This window comes from Dethiosulfatarculus sandiegensis (assembly GCF_000931935.2).
In the GTDB taxonomy this organism is placed as follows: Bacteria; Desulfobacterota; Desulfarculia; order Desulfarculales; family Desulfarculaceae; genus Dethiosulfatarculus; species Dethiosulfatarculus sandiegensis.
Window position 1 is genome coordinate 218102 of the sequence record NZ_AZAC01000008.1, and the last position, 14195, is coordinate 232296.

The 14195-nt window shown below is 52.7% G+C and carries 11 protein-coding genes; 5 read left to right on the plus strand and 6 right to left on the minus strand.

The genetic code is table 11. From position 1 onward, the window contains the following. Positions 1–434 precede the first annotated feature (434 nt). The 4 genes from X474_RS06420 (at position 435) to X474_RS06435 (ending at position 5249) form a co-directional block, all read left to right on the plus strand. The gene (locus X474_RS06420; RefSeq protein ID WP_156360647.1) at positions 435–2213 is read left to right on the plus strand and encodes a cytochrome c3 family protein; all 1779 of its coding nucleotides are present in this window, start codon (positions 435–437) and stop codon (positions 2211–2213) included. A gap of 155 nt (positions 2214–2368) precedes the next feature. Beyond that, complete coding sequence (gene gcvH, locus X474_RS06425) at positions 2369–2788, plus strand: glycine cleavage system protein GcvH (RefSeq protein ID WP_044347547.1); 420 nt, start codon at positions 2369–2371, stop codon at positions 2786–2788. Between the two features lie 167 nt (positions 2789–2955). After that, entirely contained in the window at positions 2956–4164 is a 1209-nt protein-coding gene (locus X474_RS06430; RefSeq protein WP_231688296.1) for a (Fe-S)-binding protein, read from the plus strand. Between the two features lie 14 nt (positions 4165–4178). Further along, positions 4179–5249 (plus strand): lipoate--protein ligase family protein, encoded by a 1071-nt coding sequence (locus X474_RS06435; protein ID WP_052514937.1) that lies wholly within the window; start codon positions 4179–4181, stop codon positions 5247–5249. Between the two features lie 82 nt (positions 5250–5331). Here X474_RS06435 and X474_RS06440 read toward each other — a convergent pair whose 3' ends face one another. The 5 genes from X474_RS06440 to X474_RS06460 form a co-directional block, all read right to left on the minus strand. Beyond that, positions 5332–7389, minus strand: coding sequence for an acetate--CoA ligase family protein (locus X474_RS06440; protein ID WP_156360648.1), 2058 nt, complete (start codon positions 7387–7389; stop codon positions 5332–5334). Between the two features lie 395 nt (positions 7390–7784). Next, positions 7785–9062, minus strand: coding sequence for a TRAP transporter large permease (locus X474_RS06445; RefSeq protein ID WP_044347549.1), 1278 nt, complete (start codon positions 9060–9062; stop codon positions 7785–7787). After that, the gene (locus tag X474_RS06450; RefSeq protein WP_044347550.1) at positions 9059–9592 is read right to left on the minus strand and encodes a TRAP transporter small permease; all 534 of its coding nucleotides are present in this window, start codon (positions 9590–9592) and stop codon (positions 9059–9061) included. The genes X474_RS06445 and X474_RS06450 overlap by 4 nt, the downstream gene beginning before the upstream one ends. Positions 9593–9692: 100 nt before the next feature. Continuing rightward, positions 9693–10715: a TRAP transporter substrate-binding protein DctP gene (dctP, locus tag X474_RS06455; protein ID WP_044347551.1), complete on the minus strand. Its 1023-nt coding sequence runs from the start codon at positions 10713–10715 to the stop codon at positions 9693–9695. 131 nt (positions 10716–10846) lie between these two features. Then, positions 10847–12118, minus strand: coding sequence for a nickel-dependent lactate racemase family protein (locus X474_RS06460; protein ID WP_052514938.1), 1272 nt, complete (start codon positions 12116–12118; stop codon positions 10847–10849). A gap of 389 nt (positions 12119–12507) precedes the next feature. Here X474_RS06460 and X474_RS06465 point away from each other — a divergent pair, with 389 nt between their 5' ends. Then, a complete protein-coding gene (locus X474_RS06465; RefSeq protein ID WP_044347552.1) occupies positions 12508–13011 on the plus strand; it encodes a hypothetical protein in 504 nt (167 codons plus the stop codon). Between the two features lie 532 nt (positions 13012–13543). Here the strand turns inward: X474_RS06465 and X474_RS06475 are convergent. Continuing rightward, positions 13544–13789, minus strand: a complete 246-nt coding sequence (locus tag X474_RS06475) for a hypothetical protein (protein ID WP_156360649.1) — start codon at positions 13787–13789, stop codon at positions 13544–13546. Positions 13790–14195: the final 406 nt, after the last annotated feature.

Genomic DNA, 14195 nt, shown 5'->3' on the forward strand with positions numbered 1-14195 from the left:
GATATTGGTGTTAAACAGCCCGGTTCAGGGTGACGGTTTGAATTTTTGGGCTCAGGCCATAAAAACCGGGGCTGATATTGCATATAAAAAATAGCCGCAAGGTGCGGATGCTTGGCCTTAAAAGTTATACTTTCGAGATAGGGAAGAAAAAGGCGGAAAGCCTCCGGCCCGAGGTTAGTCAAAGGCATACTGGAACGAAAAAAGGCCGGGACAAAATGTCGTCCGGCCCGAGGAAAAGTAAAAATAGGGGGTGCCGGAGGCTTTATCAAGGCTTTAACAGCTTGAATTATAAGTCGAAAGTCTCTGGCCTTTGATTTTTCATTGACCTGGCAAACAACGGCAAATAAAGGGAAAAATCTTCTCACTGCCTTGTTTGTGCGTAGTTCCTACCGGGCGGGCCTGGTCCCTGGCCCGGATGAAAAGGGAGACTGGCCTTGCCAGCTAAGGTATTGAAACGCTGTTTTTTTGTCCTTTTGGCCCTCCTGTTTGCGGCTGGTCTGGCCCAGGCTGGAGAACGGTCCTGGTTCATTGATCCCGGCCTGTACCATTCCTCTATTCACAACTCCATGGGTTGTAGCGACTGTCACTCCGACATGGGGGAACACCCTGATCCCGCACGGGTGAACAAGGCCCACGATCCCAAGGTCTTGGCCCAGAAATGCGCCGAGTGTCACGACGAGGTCCTGGCTGAGATTGCCGAAGGTTCACATGCGGGTGAGCAGATCACCCCGGCTGAATATCAGGACTGCGCGGCCTGTCACGATCCTCATCACCAGCAGGTGGTGGCTGAAAGCCTGGGCGAGCGCCCGGACGCGGCCAAGGCAAGGGACTGTTCTTTGTGCCACGAGTCCAAAGATAAGCTGCCTGCTCTTCTGGAAGAGGACCAGGAGTGCTTGGCCTGTCACTCAACTCCCCAAAAAGGGGAAGAGCTGGCTGATGAGCGGTTCAGTAATATGTGCCAGGCATGTCATGCCAAGGAAAAGGCAGCCAAAGGCGTGAGCGTTATGGAGCCCGCCCTGTTTGGCGGCCATCCCCATGCGGACTTTGGCTGTATGACCTGTCACCCCAAGGCTGCTTCTTATCCCCATTCCGGCCAGGAAGTCACCGATTGTCTCGAGTGTCACACCCGGCATGAGCCCGGCTTGGCCAGGGACGCTCATGTGGGGGTTCCCTGTCAGGCCTGCCATTTAAAGGGGGCTGTGCCCGGCTTTGACAAAGAAAAAGCTGTGATTATCTGGGAAATAGCCCCCGGGCCTGATAAAGGGGCCGGCGCTCACCAGATGGTGAGCCGCGAGGGTACTGAATCCTGCCGCCGCTGCCATCAGTCGGGCAACCGGGTGGGAGCCTCGGCCGCCCTCTTGCCTGCCAAGAGCATCATGTGCATGCCTTGTCACGCCGCCACCTTGGGCGTGGGAGACGCCACCACCATAGTGGCCCTGATTATCTTCTGTGTGGGGCTTTTGGGTGCGGTTTCCTTCTGGCTCGGCGGTTCCCTGCCCGGTACATCGGCTCAAGGTGCGGGCGCCAAGTTGGCAGGCGGCATCAAAGCTGTTTTGGGCGGCTTGTTCAGCGCCAGGCTCGGAAGCATTCTCAAGGCATTTTTCTTAGACGGCCTTTGCCAACGCAGGCTTTGGAAGGTTTCACCTGCCCGTGGTTTGATTCATTGCCTGATATTCCTGCCTTTTGTGGTGCGCTTTATCTGGGGCCTTTTCGCCTTGTTCGGAACCACTCAGTTGCCCGAGGCTGAATTCAGCTGGGTTTTGATTCACAACGACCATCCCATTACCGCCTTTGTCTTTGATTTGACCGGGGTGATGGTGTTGACAGGCGTGGCAGCCGCCCTGATCAGGCGGTTTAAACAAAAAGACGCTCCTGGTCCTGAAAAGCTGCCCGCTCCGGACTGGTGGGCCATGGGGCTTCTCTTGGGGATTGTGGTTCTGGGCTTTGTGCTGGAGGGTGTGCGTTTGGCCATGACTCCGGCTTTGACCCAGGGCGCTCCCTATGCCTTTGTGGCTTATTTGTTGAGTAAACTCTTTGGCCAGGGGCAGTGGCTAAATGATTTTTATGGCTGGCTTTGGTATGGCCATGTGATTCTTACCGGTGCTTTTGTGGCATATTTGCCCTTTAGTCGCATGTTCCACATCATCTTGGCTCCAGTGATTCTGGCCATGGGAGCGGCTGACAAGGGACATCACGACCACCAGGAAAAGTAACGGTATTTAGATAGGGCAATGGGCCCGTCTTTTGGGGACGGGCCCGGCTAAAACAACAGCAAGAGGAAGCTGTGCCATATCCCGGGGATTAAATACATGCCAAGGAGCCGCTCCTGGCAGGATTAGCAAGATCCCCCATGGAAAGGATTTAAAAGATGGAGATTCAAGGATACAACGTCCCGGAAGACCTTTACTATGACGAAAACCATTTCTGGGTGAAGGTGGACGGCGATATGCTGACTATCGGTATGGATGATTTTGCCCAGAAGCTGGCCGGTGACATTGTTTACGTGCAGCTGCCTGATCCTGGCAAAAAGTTGAAAAAAGGCAAAAAACTGGCGAAAGTCGAGAGCGGCAAGTGGCTGGGGAAACTCATCAGCCCGGTCAACGGCGTGTTGGAAGACGTTAACGACGACCTGGAGATCAATCCCGGCCTGATTAACCAGGATTGCTATGGCGAAGGCTGGATGTACAAGGTCAAGGCCAACGATGTTGCCGAGCTGGAAGACCTGATCAAGGGCGCCGACGCCATTGAAAAATGGGTTCTGGCCGACGTGGAAAAATACAAAGAGTAGCGATGCCCGCCCGGCCTTTTTCATAGGGACCGGTTGCCCGGAGCTTTTGCCCTTGCTGCCAAGGCTCCGGGCCATGAGGCTGATTTAATAGAAAACCGCATCTTTAAAAAGGGTGTGCTAAGGCGGGCGAGCGGTGTGTAATCGCCGAGCGTCTGCAAAGGAAAGCCGTGAAGGTGGCTAACCAGGACTTCACAATCAGGCAGTTGATGGAACTGGACGCCTGTACAAGTTGCCGGGCCTGTGCAGATATTTGCCCGGCGGTTCAGGCTTCGCTGGACGGGGAATTGTCCGGTGTGCATCGCCTAAAATGGCTGCGCGGGGCGCTTAAATCAAGAGGCGGTTTTTTGAGCCGACTCTTGGGCCGCACTCCCAGCCAGGAGGAATGGGAAAAGTTTTCCGAGACAGTATATCGCTGCACTTTGTGCGGTAATTGTCAGGAGGTCTGTCCCTCAGGCATTCATTTGAAAGAACTTTGGCTCACACTGCGTTCTGAGCTTTACCATGCAGATCATTACCCTGCCAAGCTCGATGCCATCGCTGAAAATTTAGGTGATGAGCACAATGTTTTTGGCGAGGATAACGAAGAACGCACCGAATGGGTCGATGACTTGGATGATCCCCCGGATCATGAATACCAGAAAGAGAACGCCGAGACGGTTTATTTCACCGGCTGCGTAGCCTCTTTCTTTCCTTTGGCCCAGAAAGTGCCTCTTGCCCTTAGCCAGGTCTTGGACCGGGCCCAGGTGGATTTCACCCTTTTGGGGGAAGAAGAGTGGTGCTGTGGTTTTCCGCTTCTGGGCGGCGGCCTCTTTGAAAAGGCCAAAGAGATAATTGAGCACAACGTGGAGGCGGTAAAGGAAAAAGGGGCCAAGGAAGTGGTCTTCGCCTGCCCCTCCTGCTATGTGATGTGGCTGGAGCATTATCCCAAGGAATTCAGGCTTTATCATGCCAGCCAATATATGAATAAGCTCATCAATGAGAAACGCCTGCCCTTGGAAGAGCTTAAAATGAAGGTCACCTACCACGACCCCTGCGACCTGGGCCGCGGCGCTCGGGAGTTTGAGGCCCCCAGGCAGGTGATCAATGCCCTCCCCGGCGTGGACCTGGTGGAGATGGCCGATAACCGGGAAAACTGCCTGTGCTGCGGCGGCGGCGGTAACCTGGAGATGATAGACAAGGACCTCTCCGCAGGCATTGCCAAACGCAAGATAGACCAGGCCCTGGCCACCGGCGCCGAGGCCGTGGTCACCGGCTGTCAGCAGTGCGTGCGTTCCATGGCCACCTTTGTCAGGCGCAATAAAGTAGACTTAAAGGTCATGGACCTGACCCAGTTGGTCGAAATGGCGCTGGTTGAGGCCGACGAAGACGACGACTGATCAAGGGTGCATTGATGAAGGTTTATGATTTGGGGCGCCTGCCCTGGGCCCAGACTCAACTGGTTTACCATGCCATGGCCTATCTGGGCAGGGAGGCTCTGATCCTGGTTTCACCGGCGGAACCCTATGTCTGCCTTGGCTTTCACCAGGATATGAAAAAGGAGCTGGACCTGGACTTTTGCCGGTCCAGGTCCTTGCCTGTTTTTCGTCGCGAAGTTGGCGGGGGGGCGGTTTACCTCAATTCCGATCAGCTCTTCTGGCAAGTGGTTCTGAAAAGGAACCACCCCCTGGTCCCTCTGCGCAGGGATTTGTTTTACCAGCGTTTTTTGGAGCCCGTGGTTAAGGCTTATCAGGATCTGGGCATGCCTGCCCGGTTTAAACCGGTAAATGACATTATCGTAAATCAGCGCAAGGTTTCCGGCACCGGTGCGGGTGAGATAGGCGATTGTGTGGTTTTTGTGGGTAATCTGATCCGGGATTTTGACTGCTCAACCATGGCCAGGGTTCTGAAAATGCCCGATGACGCCTTTAGAGAACGCTTTTTGTTGAGCATGCGGAAAAATCTAGGCAGCATCTTAAGCGAGTTGGGGCTCGAGGCTTATGAAAAGTGGGATCACAAGGCCCTGGCCCCTGTTTTGACTAAGCGTTTCAGTGATCTTTTGGGCCCCCTTGAACCGGGGCGCCTGGACGATGAGCTGAAGGCGGCCATGGACGATCTGGCCGGAGAAATGCTCACTGACCAATGGGTGCATTTTGCCAGAAAGGTCAGGCCCGGACGTCTGGTCAAGGTCAGGGCGGGGGTTTATCTGCATTACAAGGTGGATGCCGCACCCGGCGGGTTGGAGGCTGTGTACCGGGAGGATGACGGCCTGCTCAAAGAGGTCAGTTTACGGGGATCTTCAGGCGGGCAGCCGGAAGGGGCCTTGTCCCTGGCTGAAAAAGCCCTGGAGGATCTTCCCCTGGATCAGATAGCCAATGCCATGACCAGGCTCTACGAGGAGCATAACTGGCAGGACTGGAGCATGCGCCCCCAAGACTGGCCCAAGTTTTTGGGGCTGGCCAAGGGAAAGCCCACCAGCCGCTGATTTTGCCTTGTCCAATCCTAAAACAGCCCATGGACGTGAAAACGCCCATGGGCTGTTGTTTTGGTTTTATCCTAAAAATAGGTCAGTTCCACTTTTTAACCACCACCCTGGCATCCACGGCCACGGAGCCTCCGGGGCCGGTTATTACCGGGTTCAGGTCAAGTTCCGCCACCTCCGGCAGCCTGGCTGCCAATTCCGAGACCCGGCAGACCACGTGAGCCAGGGCCGGTCTGTTTATAGCCGGTTTACCCCTGAACCCCTTTAGCAGGACAGAGCCCTTGAGTGAGTCCATCATATATCCGGCCTGACCGGGGCTCACCGGAGCCAGCCCCAGGCTTACGTCTTTCAGTGCTTCGGCGGTAACGCCGCCCAGGCCCAGGAGGGCTATGGGGCCAAAAGAGGGGTCGTTTTTACAACCCACTATAACCTCGGTGTCACCGGGAATCTGGCTCATGACCACCATGCGCTTCAGCCCGAGGTTGTCGAACATAAGGCTTGCCGCTTCAACTACCTCTTCCTGAGTTCTCAGGTTCAGGGCCACTCCCTTATGCTCGGTTTTATGGCTTATGCCCACCGCCTTGATCACCACCGGGAAACCCAGCTCCCTGGCAATAAAACCGGCCTCATCCGGGTTAAGGGCCACCATAAAGGGGGCCACCGGGATGCCCGCCGAGGCAGCCAGGATCAAGGATTCCGGCAACTCCAGATTGCCGTCCGGCTGGGCGGCCCCCAGGGTCCTTCTTATCCGGCCCCAGTCAGGTGTTTCAGCCTGGGGCGGCAGCTCAAGTTGGGGCAGGGGATCAGGCAGCCTGCAACGGGCCAGGGCGTTGACTGCTTCTTCCGCCGCAGCAAACAAGGGCAGGGTGGTGATCTCCTTGACCTTGGCCAGTTCCTCAGGCTCCACCAAAAGGCAAAGCCCCACCGGTTTGTTGTATTTTTGGCAAAGTTCTCCGGCTTTTTTTATAAAATTTCTGCTGTCCTCGGCTTCCGCCTTGCCCCGATAGCCATGTATCACAACCACTGCATCGGTTGTCTTCAGGGCCAAGGCCTCTTCCAATATGGTGATGTTTACCTTGAAATCAAAAAGATCTCCCAAATCCAAGGGATTTTGCAGCCTGATTACCGAGGCGCGTACATGTTTTTTGACTTTATCCAAGAATTCCCTGGGCAGGGGAGGCAGCTCCAGGCCTCTTCTGGAGACCGCGTCTGCCGCCACCACTGCGTGGCCGCCGGAACGGCTTATCACCACCAGGCGTTTACCTTTAGCCCTGGGCAAGGTGAGTCCTCTTAAAATATCCAGACATTCAGTGACCGTATGGGCTCTGATAGCTCCGGCCTGTTTCAGGGCCGCTTCGACCACGGAGTCATCGTTGGCCAGTGCGGCGGTGTGGCTCTGGGCAATGGCGTTGCTCTGGGGGCTTATATTTGATTTGTGCACCACAACCGGTTTGGGTGAAGAGGCTATGAGATCCGCTATCTCACGACCGGCCACAACGGATTCCAGGTAGAGCAGAATGACCTTGGTTTCCGGGTCTTCTATGAGGTAAGCCAGGAGATCCTGCTCATTGATATTCAATTTGTTGCCCACACTGGCGAATTTGGAGATGCCGATCCCCGCCTGGGCGCAATTGTGCAGATAGGTGAGCCCAACTCCGCCGCTTTGGGCCACAATGGAGACCCCGCCCGGCGGGGCGGGCCTGGCCAGCACGGGAAAGGGGGCCGCCACCCCGGACTGGGTGCAGATTACGCCAATGCAGTTGGGGCCGATGAACCGTATGCCGTAGCGTTGGGCGGCCTCGAGGATTTGTTTCTCCAGATCGGCCTTGGAGCGATCCAGTTCGGTAAACCCGCCCGATTCAATAACCAGGTTTTTAATGCCTTTTTCACCACAGGCCGTGACCAGTCCGGGCACAGTGGCCGCAGGGGTCAGGACAACGGCCAATTCAGGGGTCTCGGGCAGCTCCTCTATGCTGGTGTAGATGTGGTTTCCTTTATATTCTCCACCCTTGGGCGAAACCAGGTATAAAGGACCCCGGTAGCCGAAGGTCATCATGTTATGGTAGATGTTGCGACCGAGGTTGCCGGGCGAGGCTGAGACTCCCACAATGGTCAGAGATTTGGGGTGAAAGAACTTACGCATTAAACCCTCGCTGTTGGCGGGAATAGACGGGTGACTTTTGAAAGAAATTCGAGCGCGCACAGAATCTAAGGCGGTCCTCCTGGCGGGATATCCTCCCACAGAGTCCCGCGCCTGCCGGGCCTTTTCCAAATGACCTAAACGGCAAAAAGTTCAATCTTTGATCTCAATCCCCTCCCCTCAAAGCGTATTGAGATCAAAACCGCCGTTTCAAAGGCCGGATAAGGCCAGGGCGCAGGTTCCTGCCTTCCGTGTGTGGCTTCCCTCGTGCGTGCGTCCGGGACTACTGTCATGGGCCTGATTCCGCACGCGCTCGAATGCCTACTATTTCATTATTACCATGCCCCTGTCAAGCTGAATGGTGATTCATGTTTCAGGTAATGGATCCGTCTCCTTTGTCAGCGCAGGAAAAGCTCCGGCAAAAACAGCGATATTTGGGGAATAAAGGTAACCAGGAGCACACAGGCCACCAAGAGCAGTAAAAACGGGGTGACCGCTTTGGCAATATCCGTAAGCGGGTCTTTGGTGAGCCCCATGGTTACAAACAGGTTCAAGCCAAAGGGTGGAGTCAGGAACCCGAACTCAATTACCAGGACCATAACAATGCCGTAGTGCACCAGGTCAATGCCGAACCTATCCAGGGTGTCCACAAACAGAGGCGAAAGGATGATCATGGCCGAGACGTCATCCATAACCGTTCCCATAAGCAGGAACAGAACCGCCACCAAAAGCATGAACATCCACCAACTGTCCACCATGCCGATCACAAAATCGGCCACCTGAATCGGCAGCTCCTCGGCTGTCAGGAGCCAGACAAAGGTCATGGCGCAGGACAGGATAAACAAAAGGCAGGCGCTCAATACGGCCGAATCCTTGGTGACCTTGTACAGGCCTTTCAGGGTCATGTCCTTGTAGATTAAAAATTCCACAAAGATCGCATAAACCACGCTTACCGCCGCGGCTTCGGTGGGGGTGAAAGCGCCCGTGTATATCCCACCCAAAACAATAACGGGCAGCATCAGCCCCCAAAGGCCGTCTTTGATTATGCGCCCGGCGTCTTTCATGCTGTAGCTCTGCACTGTGCGCCAGTTGTGCTTGCGGGCCAGTACATAGGTGTAGCCCAGAAACACGCTGCCGATCAGTATGCCCGGCAGGATTCCGGCCATGAAAAGTTCGGCCACACTCACGTTCATCACCAGACAGTAAAGGATCATGGGAATGGAAGGCGGTATGACGATTCCCAGAGAACCGGCTGAGGTGATGAGGCCTGTAGTGAATTTTTTGCCATAGCCCGCCTTGATCAAGGCAGGCATCATTATGGAGCCAATCGCCACCACTGTGGCGGGCGAAGAGCCAGAAAGAGCGGCGAAAAATACGCAGGCAACCACGGATGCCATGGCCGCGCCGCCCCGGAAACGCCCCACCAGAAGGTTCATGATGTCGATCAGCCTTTTGGCTATGGCGCCCTCGGTCATTATGCCCCCGGCCAGAATAAAAAAGGGAATGGCCAAAAGCACCGAGTTGTCAAGGGCGTTAAAGAGCTGTTGCACCAAAATGGTGAGCGGCGTGGAGGTGTGCAAAAGAAGAGTGACCGCCGTGGTCACAGCCAGGAGCATGCTGATAGGCATGCCCAAAAGTAAAAGCAGGACAAAGCAGATTACCAGTGTGGGGATCATGAGCCTGCCTCCTCTCCCTGATCTTCAATCTTCTCAGAGGGAAACAGGGCTTCTTGACTTTTAATGGCCTTGAAATGCCGCCAGGCTTCTCCAACCAGCCTTACGCTCATGGTGAAGCCGAAAAGCGTAATCGGCGCATAGGCCAGATACATGGGCAGTTTCATGGCCGCCGAGGTTACACCATAGCGGAACATCTTCGAACAATGCCTAAACGCCAGATAGGATACATAAAAAAACAGCGCTGCTGCCAACAGGCTGCCCACAATGCGCATGATTCTTCCCACGGTGGGGCCCACCCTTGTGACCACGTAATCCATGGAAAAATGCATGCCGTACTTGACGCCCAGGCTGGCCCCTAAAAAAGTGAGAAATACACCGAAGTAACGAGCGAATTCTTCAAACCAGGTGAAGCTGTGATTGAACAGGTAGCGGCTTATAACCTCAATAAATGACATGAAGGCAAGACCCAAAAGGCCAACGACGAGGGTCCCTTCTTCCAGTCTGTTCAGGACTGAAAGTATTTTTTTCATAAAAAGCGCCCAGTTGTTGCGTGACTGATAATCAGTCTGCTTAAGTTTGCAAAATCAGGTTTTCGCAGGGCGGAAAAGCCCGCCCTGCGAAAAGAATATATTACTTGCTGTGCTCTTTGATTTTGGCCTGGAAATAGTCGTAGAATTCGGGTCCCACGATTTCACGGTACTTGGACCAGACGGGTTTCATGGCGTCGGCAAAGGCCTGACGTTCTGCTGGGGAAAGATCAATAACCTTGACACCGTTCTTTTTGCAGTATTCTTCAATGGACATGTTCAGCTTGAACATCTTTTTAGCCTGCTTCGCTGTCTCTTCGCGGTTGGTCTTGATGCAGACCTTGGCTGCTTCCTTGAAGATTTTTTTCTGCTTTTCACTGAGCATGTCCCAGGTGTCCGGGCTGACTATGATCACGCACTCGGTGAGGATGTGGTCCGTATTGGTGACATGCTTGGCCACTTCCGTGGCCTTGATCAGTATAGAGGTGTAAAGGGGGTTTTCCTGGGCGTCGATAACACCCTGCTGCAGCGCGTTGTACAGCTCGGGGAAGGGGATGCCCACCGGTGAAGCGCCGAGCTGTTTAAAGGTGTCCATGTAGACCGGGCTGTTCATCACCCTGATTTTAAGGCCTTTAACGTCTTCCGGCGTCCTGATGTCTCTTTTGGTGTTATTAAGATCGCGGAATTCGTTTTCTGTCCAGCCAATACCCACAAAACCCTTGGCAGGCAAAAAGCCAAAGATCTTTTCCTGGAATTCAGGGTCGTCGACCACCTTGTAGGCAATTTTACGATTCGGGAAGACAAAAGGGAGGTCCGTAACCGCCACCTGGGGCACATAGTTTGAGAGCACCGCTGTGGTGACCGAGGCTATCTCCAGGGTTCCGGCCTGGACCTGTTCGGCCAGGGAGCGCTCAGATCCCAACTGACCAAAGGGGAAGGTTTTTATTTTGATCTTGCCGCCGGTTTTTTCTTCCACATACTTGGCAAAGGCGTCAACACCCTTGCTCTGACCATGGAATGGCGGGGCTATATGACCAAATTTAAATGTCATTTTGGCTTGAGCTGCTGCTGACAGGCCACATAGGGCAATGGCCAATGCCACCATGGTGATCAATACTTTGCGCATTAGTACCTCCCCTGCAAAGTAAACCGATTAAATTTACTATATTGATAATAACGCGGCATTATAAAACGGTGTTTGCCCCATGGTCAATCATTTCAGGCAAAATCTTAAATTAGCAAACGGTTTTGCCCGGTTCAGGCAAGACAGGTTTCGGTTGTGGCCACCATATAGGGACCTTCCGGGGTAACCGCAATGGAATTACAACTCGTAGCCAGTTTGTCCAGGGCCTGTTGAGGATCCTCCACCTGGTGCGCTCCCAGTATTTCATAGTCCGCGGCCTTGAAGCCGGGAGCATATATATGCATTTCAGCCATGCGTTCGCGGCATTGGTAAAAACGCTGGGCGCCCCATTGGTCGATGGTGAAGTTTTTCGGATTCTTAAAGTGATTATAAAAGCTTTCGGGGGTCTTGTGCGCCTTGAACATCTCTATCAGCTCCGGGCTGCCGATCCCCATTTGGCAGCCCGCCAAAAAGAGCATTTTGCCTCCGGGCTTTACAATCTCGGAGACGCTCATCAACCCTTTGCTGGCCTGGTAAAAGGTGGTGTCCAAGGGATAACCGCCACCACAGGAGACAACCAGGTCAAAAGCCTGCGGCACTACAGCCAGGCTTGAGGAGGCCGCGGCCCGGCATCCTGCGTCATGCGCCGTGCAAAGTTCGCCCGCAAAGATTCCCTGGGACAGATTTTTTTGTTTGTCGATGATTACATTGACAATAAAATCAACCCCCGCCTTTTCGGCAATATGACGGACATGTTTTTGAAAAGGGTTTTTCTTTACGCGCCCATTGTTCAGGGCCGGGTCTGCGATCATGGCAAATGAATGCATGAATTTCATGCTCTCAAAACTGGCCACTCCGGGCAGAACGGATTTGCCTCCCCCTGAGTATCCGGCAAAGGAATGAGGTTCTATAAGGCCGGTTAAGATTTTTAGGTCTGCTTCCAAAAAGATTTTATTCAGTTCAATGGGATATCCTTCAAGGCGATCCACTTCCCGCATCTGACCATGGTCATGACAATCATGATTAACCACCCGGCAAAGGCCTGCTGTTTCAGGACCCAAAAGTTCTATCAGCTCATCACCCAAGTTGGGTCTGTGCATGCCTGTGGCAATGAGTATGGTAATGTCTTTATTTTGCATGCCCGCCTGATTCAGGGCCTTGATTATAGGGGGCAAAATGATCCGGTTGGGCACGGGCCTGGTAATGTCGCTCACCACGATGCAGGCGTTTTTCCTGGTTCGGGCAATCTCCGCCAAGGGCTTGGCGCCCAAAGGGTTTTTCAGGGCGTTTATAACCGAGCCCTCGGGATCTTGAAGGGGCTTCTGCGGTTTAGGCTCTATCAACTGGGCCGAAGCCGGCAATTTCAGTTCAATGTTTTTTTTGCCGCACGGTATATGGACTTTCATTTTATCGGGCTCCCTTAATCAAATGCTTTTGGGGAACAAGTGTTATGCTGAAGCGCTTTTTTCAGGATTTGCATAACCTATAACCGCCAAAAAACTCATGCAAGGCTTTTATAAAGCCTTGTATGACAGTTGTGTGATAGAATAACCGCTAAGGGTGATCAATAGTGTCTGGTCTTTTGTGATCAGATACTTTAATTATTTATTTCAGCCCATAAGAATTCCACCTGTAAAGTCCGAGTTGAACCTAAAAACCGGTTTCTATGTAAAAATGAAGCTCCCCTGATCATTTGGGGAAGTGCTTTGTGTACTCGCGTTGAACCGCCGCCGGAATGAATTGGTTTTAACGACCTATTATGGGTTTTTGTTTTTGCCGGGCAAGGAGTTGATTAATGAAAAGGGGTTTCTTGTTGGTTTTGCCTGTAGCGCTCCTGGCTGTTTTTCTTTCCCTGGGCCAGGCGTCGGCCTTTGAAAATGTCGGGGGGTATCTGATAACGGCTGAAGGTAAACAGATCGTGGTGGATGAGTTTGTCAATCTTTTAGAGACCTACACATGTAAATACGATGGCGCCCCGCTGACCATCCCCATGAAGCGTATAAAAAGGCTCAAATTGCAGGGTAGCGGCATGGCCGTGACCACCACAAACGGCATGACCTACAATGTGCTCGGCAGCATGATGATCTGCCTGGACGATTATTTGGAATACAGAACTATAAATACTGTTACAGGCGAAAGTCTGGATGCCAGGATTGATCCCATGCTGGTGGAGTCGGTGGTCTTTGGCCGCAAGGCCACGGATTTGAAAAAATGCCCGCTCTGCGGCAGGACCTTTCCCGGGGAATACCTTTACTGCCCATATGACAAGAGCGATTTAAAACCCTTGATGAATCGCTGACAGGTAGGCGGACCGCAAAAGCCTTATCCGGTTATATTTGGTGAAAATGCCGATGGCCGGGGCAAAAGCCCCGGCTATTTTATCTGTTTACTTGTCTGCGGGCCTTTAAAATGGCGTCAGCGACTTTTTTGTTCAGTCCGGCATAATAACCAAAGCCGCTTCCTTCTATTGTGAACTCGCCCTAGGCCCAGGCCTTTCCATAATTCTGCAAGGAACCACAATGCTTGCCGGAGGCCATTTCCGCCAAATGATGGGTAAGCTCCATGGGCCCCTGCTGCACGGTGGGGGTGGACTTACCGTATACCACATCGGGATTCGAGCAGGCCTTGATCCATCGTGAGGATCACGTCGTTTTCAACGGTAGTCAAGTCGGGAGTTTTGCCCTGGGGAAAAGCAGCTTTTGGGAATTCTTCCCAAAATAGGTTTGAGCTCCTCATACAGGCTCTTCCAGTTTTCGACCCGGCCCTGGTCATCAGAAGAGTGAAGTTTAGGCACCTTGGGATGCCTGCCTTGATAAACGGTTGCAGCCTGGCTATCCACTGATTGGGATGTTCTTCCTTGGCGGCTTTTTCCGGCTCTGCCTTTTTTTCGGCTTCCTGTCAAGCAGCCTTTCATGGACGGCCTTTACCTCAATGTGATCCGGTAAAAAATTTTCTTTGTAGCTTTTCTCAATTTCGGAACGATAGCGTTGGGTTGTTTTGATATAACGTTCAGACCTTTTGGCTTTCTCCTGATTGAAGCCAATCCCTTTTAATAAAGCCTCTTCATCTTTCTCCAAATCCTTGATGATTTTTTTCAGCCTATGGGGGACACCGCCCGGCAATTTTGCACTCACAGAGTCAACAGGTGCGGCATGTACCATCTGAAGGAAGGAAACAGGAAAATCATGAAAAGCGCGGTAAAAAGTGAAAAATAGGTCGGATTTCAGTGCATCTTTATCTCCTCAAGCAGTAAGTTGTAGTGCTGACTTAACTCCGCAATTGTCCATTTAAATTCGTTATTTTTGAATGATAAAGCCGACAAATCAAGTTTTGGAAAGAATTGTTCGTTACCAAAAAAGCTTAATATTTTCAGTCAAATTGATCGAATGGGTAAGTTAAAATAATGCTTTATTTAGCATGATAACCAAGTTGAGCAGTTAACTCGTTCCCTATCATTTCAAGGAGCAGACATTTTTAAGTTTA